The 16138-nt window shown below is 37.7% G+C and carries 15 protein-coding genes and 1 pseudogene; 10 read left to right on the top strand and 6 right to left on the bottom strand.

The window, feature by feature from the left end:
* The first annotated feature begins 63 nt into the window (after window positions 1–63).
* Genes FJR03_RS00320 through FJR03_RS00305 form a run of 4 tightly spaced genes read left to right on the top strand, consistent with a single transcriptional unit; the run spans window position 64 to window position 2369 of the window.
* Entirely contained in the window at window positions 64–393 is a 330-nt protein-coding gene (locus FJR03_RS00320) for a hypothetical protein (protein WP_193113696.1), read from the top strand.
* Window positions 383–715 carry a DUF309 domain-containing protein gene (locus FJR03_RS00315; protein ID WP_193113695.1) on the top strand — a complete coding sequence of 111 codons (333 nt, stop codon included), beginning with the start codon at window positions 383–385 and terminating at the stop codon, window positions 713–715. Before FJR03_RS00320 ends, FJR03_RS00315 begins: the two co-directional genes overlap by 11 nt.
* 28 nt (window positions 716–743) lie before the next feature.
* Complete coding sequence (locus FJR03_RS00310; protein ID WP_193113694.1) at window positions 744–1562, top strand: mechanosensitive ion channel family protein; 819 nt, start codon at window positions 744–746, stop codon at window positions 1560–1562.
* Between the two features lie 12 nt (window positions 1563–1574).
* Window positions 1575–2369, top strand: a complete 795-nt coding sequence (locus FJR03_RS00305) for a DUF481 domain-containing protein (protein WP_193113693.1) — start codon at window positions 1575–1577, stop codon at window positions 2367–2369.
* A 5-nt stretch (window positions 2370–2374) separates the two neighbouring features.
* On the opposite strand, the gene FJR03_RS00300 is transcribed toward FJR03_RS00305, so the two are convergent.
* Entirely contained in the window at window positions 2375–3481 is a 1107-nt protein-coding gene (locus FJR03_RS00300) for an MFS transporter (RefSeq protein ID WP_193113692.1), read from the bottom strand.
* Between the two features lie 106 nt (window positions 3482–3587).
* Between FJR03_RS00300 and FJR03_RS00295 the strand changes: the two genes are divergently transcribed.
* From FJR03_RS00295 to FJR03_RS00285, 4 genes and pseudogenes are all read left to right on the top strand, one after another.
* Window positions 3588–4073 (top strand): PAS domain-containing protein, encoded by a 486-nt coding sequence (locus FJR03_RS00295; RefSeq protein ID WP_193113691.1) that lies wholly within the window; start codon window positions 3588–3590, stop codon window positions 4071–4073.
* Window positions 4042–5055 (top strand): annotated as a pseudogene (locus tag FJR03_RS11780) (methyl-accepting chemotaxis protein); the annotation flags it as partial. The gene FJR03_RS00295 and the pseudogene FJR03_RS11780, both read left to right, overlap by 32 nt.
* Window positions 5056–5076: 21 nt before the next feature.
* Window positions 5077–5490, top strand: a complete 414-nt coding sequence (locus FJR03_RS11850) for a CZB domain-containing protein (protein WP_255524267.1) — start codon at window positions 5077–5079, stop codon at window positions 5488–5490.
* Window positions 5491–5934: 444 nt separating this feature from the next.
* Complete coding sequence (locus FJR03_RS00285; protein WP_193113689.1) at window positions 5935–7431, top strand: B12-binding domain-containing radical SAM protein; 1497 nt, start codon at window positions 5935–5937, stop codon at window positions 7429–7431.
* Window position 7432: 1 nt separating this feature from the next.
* Here FJR03_RS00285 and FJR03_RS00280 read toward each other — a convergent pair whose 3' ends face one another.
* On the bottom strand, window positions 7433–7873 hold the full coding sequence (locus tag FJR03_RS00280; RefSeq protein ID WP_193113688.1) for a hypothetical protein: 441 nt from the start codon (window positions 7871–7873) through the stop codon (window positions 7433–7435).
* Window positions 7874–7938: 65 nt separating this feature from the next.
* On the opposite strand from FJR03_RS00280, the gene FJR03_RS00275 reads away from it, so the two are divergent.
* A complete protein-coding gene (locus FJR03_RS00275; protein WP_193113687.1) occupies window positions 7939–8655 on the top strand; it encodes an SIR2 family NAD-dependent protein deacylase in 717 nt (238 codons plus the stop codon).
* Between the two features lie 24 nt (window positions 8656–8679).
* Here FJR03_RS00275 and FJR03_RS00270 read toward each other — a convergent pair whose 3' ends face one another.
* Window positions 8680–9120, bottom strand: a complete 441-nt coding sequence (locus FJR03_RS00270; protein WP_193113686.1) for a bacteriohemerythrin — start codon at window positions 9118–9120, stop codon at window positions 8680–8682.
* Between the two features lie 93 nt (window positions 9121–9213).
* Here FJR03_RS00270 and FJR03_RS00265 point away from each other — a divergent pair, with 93 nt between their 5' ends.
* Window positions 9214–9855 carry a Crp/Fnr family transcriptional regulator gene (locus FJR03_RS00265; protein ID WP_193113685.1) on the top strand — a complete coding sequence of 214 codons (642 nt, stop codon included), beginning with the start codon at window positions 9214–9216 and terminating at the stop codon, window positions 9853–9855.
* On the opposite strand, the gene FJR03_RS00260 is transcribed toward FJR03_RS00265, so the two are convergent.
* The 3 genes from FJR03_RS00260 to FJR03_RS00250 form a co-directional block, all read right to left on the bottom strand.
* Window positions 9852–12218: a fatty acid cis/trans isomerase gene (locus FJR03_RS00260; protein ID WP_226962135.1), complete on the bottom strand. Its 2367-nt coding sequence runs from the start codon at window positions 12216–12218 to the stop codon at window positions 9852–9854. The two genes, FJR03_RS00265 and FJR03_RS00260, sit on opposite strands and share 4 nt — an antisense overlap.
* Window positions 12219–12288: 70 nt before the next feature.
* The gene (locus tag FJR03_RS00255; RefSeq protein WP_226962207.1) at window positions 12289–14058 is read right to left on the bottom strand and encodes a hypothetical protein; all 1770 of its coding nucleotides are present in this window, start codon (window positions 14056–14058) and stop codon (window positions 12289–12291) included.
* A 66-nt stretch (window positions 14059–14124) separates the two neighbouring features.
* Window positions 14125–16038, bottom strand: coding sequence for an alkaline phosphatase PhoX (locus FJR03_RS00250; RefSeq protein ID WP_193113684.1), 1914 nt, complete (start codon window positions 16036–16038; stop codon window positions 14125–14127).
* Window positions 16039–16138: the final 100 nt, after the last annotated feature.

Here is a 16138-nt window from a genome sequence, read left to right as displayed (position 1 = left end):
AATATGTAGTATCTTTTTATCATTATACTCTAAAATTAAGTAATATCCTTTTATAATGCACCCATGGAAATAAAAGAAGAATGGACTCAAGAGGAGTTCTTAAGAAATAAAAGAGACCTTGCAAAAGAGGGTATCGACGTAGTTTTAGTAGATACTATACTTTCTCCGATCGATAAAGCAGATACAATTACCTACAACCCTTATGAGATGAAAAAGTACCCAAAAGGGAGTGTATTTGTTTTTTACTGCGATACGGGTAAGGCAACAAAAGAGAGACTCAGCGAATATAAAGAGAAGTTTCCAGACTACAACTGTGTATCACTCAAAGGCGGACGTGGATACTGGCGTGTAAATATGCAATTACTAGATCAAACGGAACAAGATGATAAATAAAAAAATAGAAGAATTTGTAAAGCTTATAGAACAAAACCGTTTCTATGATGCACATGAAGCACTTGAAGAGGTATGGTTTCCAAGACGTTTTGAAAAATGCAGTGAAATTGAACTTCTCAAAGGTTTTATCAATGCAGCGGTGAGTTTTGAGCTTATTAAACGTGGAAGAATCCCTCAAAGTAAAAGAGTATGGGCAAATTATTTAAAATACCGACAAAACCTTTACAGAATAAACTCAGAGTATAAAAACTCTTACCACAAACTTGCAAGATACCTGGAAAATAAGCAAAAAACACTGCTTGGACATAATATTGTTATATAATTTAGGAAACTAAACGGAGGTTTCCATAATGGACTTTAACAAATATGCTGATCTTGCACTCGTATATCTTAGTGAATACGGACTAAAAATTCTTGCTGCTCTTGCCATATTTATCATCGGTAAATGGGTATCTAAAAAACTCTCTATAGTCATAAAAACTATGATGACTAAAGCGAAAGTTGATGTCACTTTATCTGAATTTACAGAGAGCTTAGTCTATTTTTCACTGCTTGCGATGGTTATACTTGCATCACTTAACGCACTTGGAGTCAATACTACATCGTTTATCGCAGTATTTGGTGCTGCCTCGCTGGCTGTAGGTTTAGCTCTGCAAGGCTCTTTGGCAAATGTCGGAGCAGCCGTACTTATCATTATCTTCAGACCTTTTAAAATCGGCGACTTTATCGAAGCGGGCGGAGCTACAGGTACGGTTGATGATATCACAATGTTTTCAACTATTATCTCCCCAATTGACAACAGAACTATCATCGTGCCAAACGCTAAAATCATCGCTGGAAATATTATCAACTATTCACAAAAAGATAAAAGAAGAGTTGACCTTACTTTCGGTATAGGATACGATGATGATCTGCGTCTGGCAAAACAGACCCTTCTTGATATTTTAAATGCAGATGAGCGTATATTAAAAGACCCGGAACCTTTTGTAGCAGTTAGTGAACTGGGAGATAGCAGTGTAAACTTCACCACTCGTGCATGGGTGGAAACTTCACACTACTGGGATGTTCGATTTGACACAATAGAGAAAGTAAAACTGACATTTGATGAAAAAGGGATCTCAATTCCTTATCCGCAAATGGATGTCCATATGAAACAAGAACAAAATTAAAAAAGGAAATAAATGAAAAAAATAGTAGTAGGTTTAGCTGCACTTGCATCTTTGACATTTGGAGCTGATGTTCAAACAACAGAAAAACCGTTAAAAGCGCATAGTGAACTGGGATATGTGCAAACAAGCGGAAATACAGAAACGGAAGCCTTTAACTTTGAACTAGACATCAAAAAAGAGTGGACAAAAAATGTAGTTACATTTGAGTTTGACGGTCAGTATGCAACAGATAAAAATGTTGAAACAAAAAACAAATATACGGCGGAGCTAGATTACGGGTATAAATTCTCGGAAAGATTCTCGCTTAATTATCTTGTTGGTTTTAAATCGGACAAGTTCTCAGGTTTCAGATACCAATTCTATACAGGTCCGGGTGCAAAATATAAAGCGATCGATCAAGAGGCTCATAAACTAAGTTTAGAGGGGAATATTTTATACTCTGTAGATCAATATGAAGATGTATGGGTAGATGCTCTAGGGACGCAACTAGCATACCCTTACGACGGTGTAGTAAAAGATCACATTAGTGTCCCTGCTTACAAAGATGACTATGCATCGTACAGAATTAAAGGTGTATATGACTGGAAAATCCTGGAGACGTTAAAGTTCAAACAAGAACTGAGCTTTAGAGGTTCATTTGAACAGGGTGACAAATACTTCATCTATTCAAAGAGTGCAATCAATAACAAGATCAACAGTATCTTCTCTGCCGGTATCAGCTATAAAGTTGATTATGTAAACTTACCTGCTGATGGAAAGCAAAAAACAGACAGAACTTTTGCAGTTAATCTTATTCTAGACTACTAAAGAGCTTAGGCTTCATGCCTATGCTTATAACGCATCAACATTACAAAACCAATCAGCGCAAAAACACTTGAACTTAAAAATAGCCAGCTTGGATAATACTCATATATATATCCTGCTATAACTGCACCGCTCACACCCCCTAGCCCATATGTAAGTCCCATAAAGAACTGTTGTGAGAGTTGTTTATTATGATAGATCTGATACAGATAACTGATCGTAGCAGAATGAAACAGTGCAAAAGAGAGTGCATGAAGTGATTGGGAGAAAAATAGAATTACAAGATTTTCAGGATAGACAAACACTAAAAACCATCGAAATGCCGAAGCAAAAACACTTAATCGGATCAGGTTTAAAAGTGAACTGTTTGCTAAGAGTTTTCCCTGACTAAAAAGCATCACGATCTCGACAAGCACACCAAAGCTCCAAAGATATACGGTCATATCCAGACTCACGCCGTGATCTGTTTCATAGATCGTAAAGAAGTTGTAAAAAGAACCGAAACTTATCTGCATTAAAATAAGTCCGCCCCAGAGATAGATATCGCCAAGAATTGACATTGTTTTTGGCTCTTTTGTTTTCTCCTGCTCACTCTTTTGTTTGTAACGCCCTCCGATAATAAAAGCACAAACAGCTGTTATCCATGTAAGTGTCAGTAAAAAATTAAGGGCAACAACGGGTGCACTTAAAAACTTTGCAAGAACAAGGGCTACAACTATAAAACCGATAGAGCCGAACAATCGTACTTTTCCGTAACGCTGTTTCCCTATATTTTCAAGTGAAATCACCTCCACATAGGGGAGTACCAGACTAAGTCCTATCCCTAAAAAAATGTTTGAAAGCAGAAGCTGGTAAAAATTCTCAACTGAGAGATAAAAACACAAAGATGCAATTACCAAAATAACGAGGGAGAGATTAAACATTTTTGCATCTAATTTCAATCCCTTGATAAACAGGAAAGGGAGTATAAAACGTACAAGCGGAGCAGCTCCGAGTAAAATCCCTATTTCGCTGGCACTATAGCCGATACTTGAGAGCACCTTGGGGATAAATATCACATAAACACCGATAATGGAAAAATAAAAATAATAAAATATTGCTAAAAATATTGACATGACGGAAGTATAACAAATTTCCCAAAAAACACTAATTTATCACAAAATAATCTTTTTATAATAATTTTTTATATATACTTCACTCCTTTTTTTAAGGGAAATATTTATGGAAAAGCATCTAAATGAAAACGATTTTATCGTTTCAAAAACAGATACAAAAGGTATCATCACCTACGTTAACAGAATTTTTATGGAGATGGGTGAGTATAGTGAAGAGGAGTTACTTGGGAAATCTCACAATATTATCAGACACCCCTCTATGCCAAAAGCAGTCTTTAAACTTCTTTGGAACAAAATTCAAAACAAAGAAGAGATCTTTGCATTTGTGATTAACCAAACAAAAAACAAAAACGATTACTGGGTTTTTACTAATGTTACCCCTTCATTTGACAGCAACGGCAATACCATCGGTTATCTCTCAGTTAGACGTAAGCCAAAAGCTTCTGCTCTAGAGATCATTAAACCTCTTTATAAAGAGATGTTATCGATCGAAAAATCTCAGGGTATGGATGCTAGTATCCGTTTTTTAGAACAAACACTTAACGACAAAGGTATTTCGTATGACGAATTTATTACAACTATTCAGCAGTAAACAGAGCACTCTTTTATTTGTCACACTTATCGCCATTACACTCTATACACTGATCATAGGTGAATATATAGCAGGAGGGATTGCACTGTTTATAACACTTTTGGCCCTTTTTGTTCCTGCAGCGAGTAAAGGGTGTACAAAAAACAATAGACTTATTACAGATGCACATAAAGTACTTTTAGAAGCAGCAGAAGGAAAACTTAACGGACGTATTACCCATATCCCTGAGGACAACTCGTTTGAATCAAGTTTCGCATGGGCACTTAACGATGTACTTGATCAAGTAGAAGCTTTTATGAGGGATGCCAGAGCTTCTATAGAACACGCTTCTGTCGGTAAAAACTACAGAGTAACTTTCCCTTATGGTCTTCATGGAATTTTTAAATCAACAGAGGAAAAACTAAACACTGCCCTAAACTCTGTTGCACAAGGGCATGAAAAAAGGATCTTAGGAGATCTAACCGACAGCTTTTCAAAATCAGGTGGAGGAATCGAAGGGGGTCTGACAGTGATCCAAACCGATCTTTCACAAACTTCAGGGAGTGCAAACGATATCGCAACGGTTGCACATGAGACTGCCCAACAATCTCAAAACAGTCTCAATAGTGTTAAAGAGATAGGTGAGCGTTTAGAACAACTCATAACACTTATATCATCTTCTCACGAGGGTATCATCTCTCTTGAAGGGCGTACACGTGAAATATCAGAAGTTTTAGGACTTATCAAAGATATTGCTGATCAAACAAATCTACTTGCACTTAATGCTGCAATCGAAGCGGCACGTGCGGGTGAACATGGACGTGGCTTTGCAGTTGTTGCCGACGAGGTAAGAAAACTTGCAGAGCGCACACAAAAAGCGACAACTGAAATCGAGATAAATATCTCGACACTCCAGCAAGAAGCAAACGATATGCGTAGCAATTCTGATCAAATCAGCTCAATTGCACAAGAATCAAATGATGTTATTCACGCTTTTGAAGGTACATTCTCAGATCTAAACTCTATGGCAGAACGCTCTTCAGATACAGCATATGAAATCCAAAACCGCCTCTTTACAACATTAGTAAAAGTTGATCACATCCTTTTTAAATCTAAAGCATACTCAACTGTTTTACAAAACGATAAAAATGCTGAATTTGCAGATCATAAATCGTGCCGTATGGGGAAATGGTATACAGGATTTGGAGAAGAGAGATTTGGGCATCTTAGAACATTTAAAGAGATGGACCCTATTCATGCTCAGGTACATAATATGGTATTTAAAAATATGGATATTATCAAAGAAGACGGTCTTTTCAAAATGGGTAATCCAGAGAAGATCATAGAGAACTTCGAGACTATGGAAGATGCATCAGTTAAACTCTTTGAGATGTTAACTGAAATCGCATCATCATCGGTAAAAGGCAAAGCTACGTAAGACTATCCCTATTTACTTAGCATTTACTTATAATTAATATAATTTTTCATCTCAAATATGTTTCCCCCTTTCATATGCGAGAGAAAATATATACTCCTATAAAATATTTAAATCAGCCGAGTTTTTCCCTTTTTACCTCTTGGCTGATTTTTCCCTTTTTATTATAGACTTTCAAGTTCCTATCCCAAAGATAACCAAATTTTCAGAGTTGTAAAACTATGCTTAATATTAGGCAAAAATCCGTAGGAGCTACTAGTAGCTTCAAGGGTTTTTAACGCACTAGTAGGTATAGTTCTACAACTCCCTTCGGGCGATAAGAGAAGTATCCTATTTCATCGTTAAATTTTTTTGCATTAGACAAAACTAGTCCTGCAAAAATTTGCCTTGAACTAGAACACTTCTCTTGTCGCTGAAAGTTGGGTTATCTTTGGGATAGGAACTTTTATGAAAATAGTACTCTCAACCCTTAACTCCAGATATACACATACATCTTTGGCACTTCGCTATCTTTATGCAAATATGCAAGAGCTTCAAAACGATACAACGATTATGGAGTTTTCTATAAACGATGCTATGCAAAGCGTAGCTGAGAAAATTCTGGATGAAAAACCCAATATCTTGGGACTTGGTGTCTACATCTGGAATGCCTCACAGATTCACGAACTTATTCACATCATCAAAAGAGTCTCCCCTGAGACAAAAATAGTCCTCGGCGGTCCAGAGGTGAGTTACGAGCCTTTTCGTGTAGACTTTAGTGATGCCGATTTTATCATCAAAGGGGAAGGCGATGTTGCATTTTACGAGCTTTGTAAAAATATTGTTGAAAATAATGCTCACGAGAGAATTACACCCCTCTCGGCTCCGAAACTAAAAGAGTTGGAACTTCCCTACAAATACTACACCGACGAAGATATCCAAAACCGTTATATCTATGTAGAGATCTCACGCGGATGCCCTTTTGAGTGTGAATTTTGTCTCTCTTCAATGGATGAAAAAGTACGTGCTTTTAATCTTGAAAAAGTGTTGGAGGAGTTTGAGACTCTTTGGAAAAGAGGTGCGAGAAACTTTAAATTTGTCGATCGTACATTCAACCTCAATATGAAAGCGGCAAATATGGTGCTTGATTTCTTTTTAGAAAAAGAGCCGCCTTACTTTGCACACTTTGAAGTGATTCCCGATCATTTTCCAGCTTCACTTAGAGAGAAGATAAAATCGTTCCCCCACGGTGCACTGCAGCTCGAAATTGGTATTCAAACACTCAATACGGAGATAGCCAACAATATATCAAGACAGCTTAAAATTGATAAGATCAAAGAGAACATCGCCTTTTTGGAAAATGAGACCTCTGCACATATCCATCTTGATTTAATTGTCGGCTTACCGGGTGAATCTTTGAAGAGTTTCGGAAAAAACCTTGATCAACTCAAAGCTATGAGCTCATGTGAAATTCAAATAGGAATACTCAAGAAGCTCTCAGGGACCTATATCGACAGACATGATGAAACTTTTGGAATGGTTTATAGCGATATCCCGCCATATGATATTCTCAAAAATAACCAGCTCTCATTTAAAGAGATCCAAAAAATGAAACGCTTTGCACGTTTTTGGGATATTTTACACAACAGTGGAAACTTTAAAAACTCTGTTGAACTGTTATGGAAAGATGAAAGTGTTTTTACAAACTTTTATGCATTTAGTTTATGGGTATATGAACAAACCGATTCAACTTATAAAATCTCGCTTCAAAGACAGGGGGAACTACTGTTTACATATCTGACGGATGTCAAAAAACTTACTCCTGAAGTTGTTGCAAAAAGTATGTTAAGTGATATGATGAAACTCAAAGGAAGAGCAGTTCCAAACTACCTCAAACCATATAGTGAAGGTTTTACGATTGACTCAAAACTCGGTACATCGGGATTTAATAAAAGACAGCAATAAATTAAGAGGATGCTATATCTCTAGCGTTGAGTCCTCTTGTCAAAAAGTCGTTAATCTCTTTTTTGTACTGTGGATTTAACTCTCTTAACGCTTTGTCAAACTCTAAAATCAACTCTTTTTTAGTATTTGGATGCTGGCATATTCGAAGCAGGATTTCAGAATATTTATAAAAATCTTCATCCAATTGAACCCCGTTTTTAGGCGGGATCTCTCCATGGTATCTAATAACTATATCGAGTGCCCATTTCAATTTTTTAGTTGTAGAGTGTTTATCTTTAATAATTGAGTATAACTCTTCAAGTGTATAATCACTATCTTTTTTAGTTCCCTCTCCAGCCTCATTTCCCTTTTTCTTATTTGGTCTATAGAGCAAAAGTGCGACTAAAATTCCCAACAAAAGTACCAATCCGATCAATGACTTTATAATAAAAACTAGATCCATCTCAAACCTTAACATCGTTTAAACTTACTACCATTATAATAGCTCATAAATTAAAAGGAGATATTATGGCTAAAGTTGTTGTTTTAAGCGGAGCAGGAATTAGTGCTGAAAGCGGTCTATCTACCTTTAGAGAGAGTGACGGGCTCTGGGCCCAATACTCTGTAGATGATATCTGTACGGCAGGATGTCTTATAAGTAACAGAGAACAAACTATTGAATTTTACGACAAAAGAAGAACAGAACTTTCAGATAAAGAGCCTAATCATGCCCATAAAGTTTTAGCCCATCTCAAAAACAGATATAAAGATGATCTAGCCATAATCACACAAAATGTGGACAACCTTTTTGAAAAAGCGGGTATTGAACCCGATAATCTCGTCCATCTCCATGGGGAACTCACAAAAGTGGAGTGTGAATCGTGCAATCATATCTACGATATAGGGTATAACAAACTCTCAGAAGTAAACGGGGGAAAATGTGTAGCATGTGGAAGCGATCAGGTACGTCCTTACATTGTTATGTTTGGAGAGATGGCACCACAGTATGAGACACTGGATAAAGAGATACAAGATTGTTCTTTGTTAGTTGTTATAGGCACAAGCGGGATGGTAGTGGGTGTCAATACAATGGCTCATTTTATCGAACACTCAATTCTAAACAACCTCGCACCGAGTGAAGCAATCAACGATAGCTACTTTGACAAAGTGTTTTACGATAAGGTAACAAACGTCATTGATGAGATCGCTTATGAGATCGAAGATCGGCTAATAGAGGGGAGATAATATTTAGATTTATCTATCACAACTCTAGTGCATTGCACATGGAGTTGTTTCTGATTGAAAAAACCTTGCAGTGACAGTATCCATCGTATTTATATGGTTTGTCAGCCATGGTACAAGATGCTCGGTCATATACTTTTTTAAAATATTTATATCTTGATCTCTCTGCCACTCACGAAACACCTCATCCATTAGTCTAAGAGCTTTTTCATGTTCCCCTTTATGCATAGGATAGGGAGGAAATCTTTTCTCTTGCATCATCACCTCTTCGGCGCGGAAATGTTCAATGGTATGTGCAAACCAATCACCGTAAAGTTCATCTACTCTTTTTTTATTCTCTAAAGTGGGTGAGGCCTCATACGCTAACACAAGTGCAAACAGTTCATTAATAATCTCCACATCTTTTGTATGGGTTTCATTCATAAACTCCATAGCAACCAAAGGCATACTTTTTATATCAATCAACATCGTAGATACCCTTTTAAAAATTTTTCTTTATTGTAGTAAAAAAGGGGAAGATAGCGATTGATATAGATCAAGTAATCTTGCTATAATTAAACTATGTATGCAAAAAAATTAAAAGATTTATATCTATTTAACTCCCTCAATGATGACGAGATAAAAGCTATAGAGTCTATGACTCTTGTCAAAAAGCTGCAAAAAGGTGAGATACTTTTTTATGAAGGTGAAGGAGCCGATTCATTTTATATTTTACTAGAGGGGGAGTTAAAACTCTACAAAACCAATGCCAAAGCAAATGAAGTTGTACTGCACCATTTTATAGAACCCACAATGGTAGCTGAGATGGCTACTATTGAAAATACCCCTTTTCCAGCCACTGCATCTGCACAAAAAGATAACACATTCGTTGCTGTTATAGATAAAGAGAATTTTTTAAAACTAATTGAAGAGATACCACAGCTCTCCTGGCACATCATTAAATCTCTTACACATAAGATCAAGGGTCTGGAAAAATCGATCAACAGAAACCTGGTTTTTGATGCGACTGCAAAAGTGTGTTCATTGATCGACGAACACAAAGATATCTTCCAAACTCACAAAAAGATTGACATAGCAAACATACTCAACATTACACCCGAAACACTCTCAAGAACGCTTCGTAAACTTAAAGATCTTGAGATCCTGGATGAAAACAACAACCTTTTGAATCAAAAAAAGTTGGAGATGCTTCTCTACCCTTAATGGCTCTTTTGCCAAGGTGTTCTTGCGTATCTGTTAAGATCGTATAACCCTGCTTCTACACCGTTTTGGCGATCGAACTCCTTTTGGAACCAGTCGTAATACTCCCAAAACCTCGGATCGGATCTGCTAATAAAATACTTTTGAAACTTCTGTAAGTCTTTTAAAGTCCCCGTCGTATTTTTCATAAGATTTAAAAACTCCGGCAGTTGTGAAAACTTCACATCTATAAAAACGTTAGGATATGAGCCTATGAAACTATCTAAAAAATCCATAGTGTCTTTACTCGGATCAAGCATACTCTCCTCCATAAACAGAGAGTTTACGTTATCGTGCCAACGGTTAATGACCAGGTTTTTCGTTATAAATGTTCCATCTTCCATCTCTATGCGCAGCAACATATTATTTGCACCCCTGTCAGTCATAAAACGGACAAAACCGCTTCCAGGTAAAGTCAATGCCCGAGTAGCCTGAATATAGTCAAAAGCGGTTTTATAATCTTTTGGCATTGTAAGTGTTTTCATCTCTGCTTTTGTTTTATAGTTCATGCGATCAAATGTTATATTTAAATCTTTTGGAAGATATTGGTTTACTATCTTTTCTATAAATTCATGTTTGTAATCATCAGTTTTATAAACGATCTTATTGTTCAATTTTTCTATTGCAACATATTTCGCATCATCAACAACACTCTCATCATTGATATACCATGACTCCATTATAGATAAACGTTTCTTTTGAGGCATGTACTCTAAAAAGTTTGCTTCACCCTCCATACGTAAAAAGTCCATATAGCGTCTTATGTTTGTCTGATGCGATACATTGCCAAATACATCGTACCCCGCAACTAAAGCATAATACAATCTTTCAAACTGTGCATAGTCGATCACCCACATCGTACGAGGCTCTTCCCCTAATACGCCGCGGCTTACAGAAGCAGAATCAAAATGTCTATATACAGTTAATATCGGAGAGTCTGAACTTTTTACACCTTTGTAGATAGACTCGATCGGATACCCGCCATTAAAGAGTTGTGTTGTTCTCTCTTTTTTCGCCTGATAATAGTGCTCGTAACGCTCCCTGTACTCATCACTGAAAGTTTTTAACAAGTCATGATCAACATTCTCGATCGGCAAGCTAAGATTTTGAACCTGCGTATCTATAAACTCAGGATCAATTACCGCTATATCAAACTTCGGATCGCGAAACATTACCCAGAAGTGATCGTGTATAACATTCAGTGCCATCTGCCCGCGACAAACAGGACCGCGGATAAACGTCATAACAATAAATTTCGAGTTATCGAGTAAAAACTGATATCTTGAAGATGCGGGAATCTGCTTGTAGGCTATAAAAGGATTCGCACTAATCTTTGTATCGTAAGAGATTGTATGGGGTTTTTCTCTCCACTCTGGTTCCATAAAAAGCTCGTTATATCTTGCTAATACAGTATCGTCAAACTTCATAATCATATGTGTTTTATGAACAATAGTCGACTCTATCTTACGAAATCTATAGTAAAACTTCTCCACCTGCGGGTCATCAAAAGGGCGAAGTGTCGGAATGATGTCGGTCGGCTGCGGAGCAGGCGTATAGGAACGCACCAACTCAAAAAACTCCCCTTTTGCACTCGAAAAATAGATATGTGCAAGGTAGAGATGCTCATAGAGGTATCTTGCACTCATCTGATGTTTTGGGTCTTGTGCATTCAAAAACTTTTCCCACTTTTCTATCTCTTTTTGGGCATTTTTTGAAACTTGCACGGCACTGTTGTGATCATCTTTTGCCCCTTGAAAAAGCCACGATGCCAAAGTTATATATTCTCTTTGTTTTAAAGCTGGAAACCCGTAAGGCATGCCGTGATTAGGCTTTTCATAAAGATACTTGCTTAATTCCTCTTTATCTTTTGGACACATCAATGTATCGTGCTCCGGATCGTAGTCCCCTATAACATCCGGATTTGTTTGTTTGTTATGCAGAAGATGCAACATAATCGAATCGTTAGAAGTTCCGTTGGTATCTTCAAGATTTTGCGTTAAAGAGAAAAACCCTTTTGTATGCCACTCTTGCGTGTTTTTTGCATCAATGAAAAGTCTTGTCGGTGTTTGGGGAGAGAGTCTTGTTGCATTGTACACCTCGATCTTAGAACCCCCTCGATCGATCCCTGCAAATGAACTCAACTTCGCTTGGCACGGAGAGTTATAACAAGAGTGACAAACGACACAACGCTTATCTAAAATAGGTTTGACATCTTCGCTAAAAGATACATCTTTTTGCTGCTGCCCAACTTTTACGGGGGCAACTTGCGGCAGTGAACATCCACTTAAAAAAAGTGCAAATAAAAAAACTATACGATAAATGTGCAAATACGCTCCTACCAGCTGCAATTATTGAAAACGATATAGTAGCATATTTGAATCTACCGCTTATATTTTTCTATTTTCGAATCACCGTCACTTTTGTCGGAGTAAGTGCCTCTACCTCTTTGTGAACATTTTCTACAGGTTTTATATGAGCATCACGCCCGTAGATGAAGCTTTGCTCCTCTACAATCACCTTATACGCTTTATTTAACTCTAAAGCACGATCTATAGAGGGGATAAGAAGATAACTGATGTCGTTACGGACTTTTTGCATCTCTTCAGATTTAAGTGAGCCGTTTATATCAAAAAACTTCTCTTGAAGTTCATCGTTGTCCCTAAACTCATCCCCTGCACCGTTAGCTTGCAGATAAAGTTCATACTCATATCTACCGTCACTTAATTTCGGCTCTTTTATCCCCTCTAGAGCTTTTTGGCTCCAATGGTACCAGCTTTTTACACCCTGTGCCTCATCCAGTTTTCTTGAAAAGACAAAAGAGCTGTCCACCGTTGCACCAATCCCTGAGTGACACCCTATACAAAAAAGTGTCTCCTCATAAGTCTGCGGGCGTAGATAACCTTTTTTATCTTCTATAAATCCTTGATAAATCCATCCCAAACCGTTTCTCAGACCATGTTCGGCATCACCGCTGATTGTTCGTAGTCTATCTGGAAAGGCCTCTTTCTCTTTTATCTCAGCTTTTGTTGCATTGTTAAGTTCAGGATAGGTATTCCATGCTGTTTTTTTGCTGTATCGCAACTCTTTCATCCTCGGAGCCATAGTAAGGGAGTTGTTATCTTGCACATCCATGTATCTCACACTGTGTAAAAACTCCGTCCCTTCAGGATAAAGTCCCGGAGCGATATGAAGCGTGTTCTCAATTAAAGCCTCTTTCGCCGCTCCCACATAATGCATAGAGAAATTGGTATATTTTTTTGTTGCAAAATCGTACTTGGGCGCTACCCAGTTGTATGCCACCTCATCTGCCACATCTAAAACTCCATTATTGTTAAGGTCAACCCCGTAAATCGTTTCATCCACACTCTCTATCTTTACGGGATTTTTCTTGATCAAAGACTCTACAACAGCTAAATTGATCTTATACACATTAAGATCAAACGCTCCGTTTTTATCTTCACGCATCACCTTCGGCAGACGGATCAGCACATCATCCATCGAACCGTTTGTCGGCCAAAATGTCCCAAGAAACGGATAGTATGCAAAAGCTCTCCAGCCTGTATAGCTGTTCTGTGGTGTTTGATCAAAACCTTCACCATCAAAGTTGAAATAACAGTCAGGTTTGTAACCGCTCCAGATACCGTCACTGTTATAGTCCCACTCATTTGGAACACTCGCTAAGATCTCATTTAAAACAATACTATTATTCTCATCAAAATAGTTGCTTTGTCTAACATAACTAAGTATCGCATCATCTGTAATATTAGCCACTTGTTGTGTACGATCTTTAAAAAGGTTTGTCCAGCGGTTTGTCACCGTATATTCACTAAAAGCATAACTCTCTTGTAAGTCTGGATCATCTATGTAGTTAGGCTCTTCAGAGTTTATGTGGCAAGAGAAACAGGGATTGTGTGCTACATTATTCTCATCTACGGTTTTTGTATAGCACTGAGAAGATACATAGGCTGCTTTATTGAGTACGCTTGAAGCTGTTGTTATTGTAAGCTCCTGAGCTGCTACACGATACGAAACACTGCTGTTTTGCTCTATCTGCTCCACTTGAGAGATATTTTGATCACTTTGAAGATCTTCTTGCGTACCGCAACCCTCTGCAAACATTGCCAAACAACAAAACAAACCTATATTTATATACTTTTTTACCATCATTCTCTCCACAAAAACATTCTAAAATATTTTAATGGAGAGAAGGTCTTACAACCCTCTCTCGAAAATTTAACGTGAACCTTTAGAATCACCAAGTGTAAAGTCAAACGGCCCTACAACTCCGATAGAAGATTCAGTATCTGTCGGTGTTAAAGAGTTTTCAACATCACTAGTACTTGTCTCACCGAATGGGTGTTGTGTTACTAAACTTAAGTATCCCCAACCGTTGATATCTTTATACCAAAATGGTGAAGTTGTTTCAGAACCGTACGGTGTAGAAACAATACGAGTTAATTCATTTGAAGTTGTATCGAAACTCCATACAAAGTCATTTGGATGCATACTTGTATCTTCACCGATCGCTAAGATGTTTTCACCCTCTAGGTATGTTACGTTATCAGGATTTGCGATCCCGTTTACAGAACATGTATAGCTCTCATATGCAGAACCTGCAGGATAAACGGCAGGAGAACCTTCAACAACCGAATGCATGTTTTTCACTACATAGTCACTGTTGATTACGTTTTGAAGTGAATCGTAAGCTGTTTCAGCTGAACCGTAAACATCTAAACCATATACAGCACCACATTTATTTTCAGAAAGCTGTACATCACCTACAGTATCTGCCATCCCTTTAGCAACTTGACTCATCGCTACATAAACAGTAGAGTTATCTGGGTTAAAAGTGATCCCTTCCTCTTTACGGAACTCAGTAGTTGCACCTTTCATAGCTGCATAACGGCGAGTTTCTAAGTATGCTGCTGCTGTTTCTTGTCCAGCTTTTACTTGAAGACACTCTTTACCCATTGCCGTATTTACAAATGAGAAGCCCGCAGTTGGACAAGTATCGTCAACATTTGGTGTTTCAACGTTGAAGATATCGCTAAAGTTAGGTTCAGTTGCAACGATAGTTTTGATCTCTGCATCTGTTGTATGTCCAAGTTTGATCCACATAAGGTCTGCCGCACCTGCACCAACGTTTGAAGTTTGGATCCATTTAGCAGCGTAAAGTGTACCTGCGCTTAGATCTTTTGCAGTATCTGCTACATACATATAAAAACCAACGTTTGTACCGTCATCTGAAAGGTAAGCAGTTTTTTCATCAGGCATTACATATGCCAACTCCCAAGCTGCACGTCCCATACTAAAGTGTTTTGTATAAGCAAATGCCGGTGTAGCTGCAGCACCGCTTACTGTAACTTCAGGGATCCAACCATAGAAATAAGGGTTGTTATTGTTAGTTGCATTAGCATTGTTTTCATCTTGCCAGTAGTATTTTGTAACCTCATCATAGTACTTGTTACCAGTTAACATTGTTGTAGTATTAAGATCAGCCTCTACAGCACGAGCATTTGGTTCATACTCTTCACTCCCTAAGTGTGAGTTCCAAGGTGTAGTTACACCAGCACAGTGTACCCAACCACCGTAACCCTCTTTTTGACTGATATATTGAAGAGAATCTTTTTTAACTGCAAGTGCACCTGTCGTAGCATTTTGCTCTAACTCCATACCATACATAGCACCCACTTCACATTCAAACTGAGATACCATAAAGATACGACCATCTTTTTCTAAAATAGATGAGTGATCAAGCCCTGAACCAAGTCCTGCATTTGTACCGTTACAGATATATGGACTTCCATCAGTAAATGTCATAGCTACATCATTATGATCTTTTAATAAACCGAACGTTTCACCGTTGTCTGTATCTGTCGTAGCCATAAGTTTTGTAAAACCTATAGTGTCTGTGATCCCGTCTGCATTGTTTGTGATCTTCGTAGCTGTACGAATAGAAGTTTTCTCTGCATCCGTTACTGGTGCACTAAGCTCTTCAAATTCCCACTTTATAAAACCTGCACTCTGACCGTCAACACCATCAGTACCATTAATTCCATCAACACCATCTTCGCTACTATTGCACGCAGCAAAAGAAACTGCTAAAAAAGCCGCCGTTAAAGCACTTAAGATTGTACGCTTTTTCATATTGTCATTCTCCTAAAATTATCGATCTTTTCAGATTCTTGTCGGAATGGTAACTGCCAAATATTTCATGGATATTTCTGTTTGATTGCGAAAAAGAAGC

This window comes from Sulfurimonas marina (assembly GCF_014905095.1).
Taxonomy (GTDB): Bacteria; Campylobacterota; Campylobacteria; order Campylobacterales; family Sulfurimonadaceae; genus Sulfurimonas; species Sulfurimonas marina.
Note: the sequence above shows the minus strand (reverse complement) of the source record. Positions and strands in the feature narration are given on the sequence as shown.

Coding starts and splice junctions, on each gene's coding strand:
- FJR03_RS00285 (WP_193113689.1), top strand. CDS start 5,935: ATGAAAATAGTACTCTCAACCCTTAACTCCAGATATACACATACATCT.
- FJR03_RS00270 (WP_193113686.1), bottom strand. CDS start 9,120: ATGTTGATTGATATAAAAAGTATGCCTTTGGTTGCTATGGAGTTTATG.
- FJR03_RS00300 (WP_193113692.1), bottom strand. CDS start 3,481: ATGTCAATATTTTTAGCAATATTTTATTATTTTTATTTTTCCATTATC.
- FJR03_RS11850 (WP_255524267.1), top strand. CDS start 5,077: ATGGCAGAACGCTCTTCAGATACAGCATATGAAATCCAAAACCGCCTC.
- FJR03_RS00320 (WP_193113696.1), top strand. CDS start 64: ATGGAAATAAAAGAAGAATGGACTCAAGAGGAGTTCTTAAGAAATAAA.
- FJR03_RS00255 (WP_226962207.1), bottom strand. CDS start 14,058: ATGATGGTAAAAAAGTATATAAATATAGGTTTGTTTTGTTGTTTGGCA.
- FJR03_RS00295 (WP_193113691.1), top strand. CDS start 3,588: ATGGAAAAGCATCTAAATGAAAACGATTTTATCGTTTCAAAAACAGAT.
- FJR03_RS00275 (WP_193113687.1), top strand. CDS start 7,939: ATGGCTAAAGTTGTTGTTTTAAGCGGAGCAGGAATTAGTGCTGAAAGC.
- FJR03_RS00315 (WP_193113695.1), top strand. CDS start 383: ATGATAAATAAAAAAATAGAAGAATTTGTAAAGCTTATAGAACAAAAC.
- FJR03_RS00250 (WP_193113684.1), bottom strand. CDS start 16,038: ATGAAAAAGCGTACAATCTTAAGTGCTTTAACGGCGGCTTTTTTAGCA.
- FJR03_RS00265 (WP_193113685.1), top strand. CDS start 9,214: ATGTATGCAAAAAAATTAAAAGATTTATATCTATTTAACTCCCTCAAT.
- FJR03_RS00280 (WP_193113688.1), bottom strand. CDS start 7,873: ATGGATCTAGTTTTTATTATAAAGTCATTGATCGGATTGGTACTTTTG.
- FJR03_RS00310 (WP_193113694.1), top strand. CDS start 744: ATGGACTTTAACAAATATGCTGATCTTGCACTCGTATATCTTAGTGAA.
- FJR03_RS00305 (WP_193113693.1), top strand. CDS start 1,575: ATGAAAAAAATAGTAGTAGGTTTAGCTGCACTTGCATCTTTGACATTT.